The following is a 250-nucleotide window of genomic DNA, read 5'->3' on the forward strand; positions in this document are numbered from 1 at the left end:
TTAGAAAATGTTGAGGATATATATAAGGCTTTAGTGAATATAGATATTATTATTTATTTAGCTGCGACGTCTAACGTAGCAACTTCAATTGAAGATGTTTTCGGTGATATTAATAGCAGTCTATTTTTTCTTAATTTCATGGAAAGTGTTAAAGATTTTCGTATTAAAAAAATTATATTAGCTTCTTCGGGAGGCACAGTTTATGGTGAACCTGAATATTTGCCTATTGATGAGAAACATCCATTAAGAC

At 29.6% G+C, this 250-nt stretch carries 1 protein-coding gene; it reads left to right on the forward strand.

Features of this window, described 5'->3' with window-relative positions:
* On the forward strand, window positions 1–250 hold a 250-nt coding region (locus ACS2QP_RS28310), incomplete at both ends, for a GDP-mannose 4,6-dehydratase (protein WP_438883144.1).

The sequence above is a fragment of the Bacillus cereus group sp. Bce019 genome (genome assembly GCF_051781745.1).
Taxonomy (GTDB): domain Bacteria; phylum Bacillota; class Bacilli; order Bacillales; family Bacillaceae_G; genus Bacillus_A; species Bacillus_A cereus.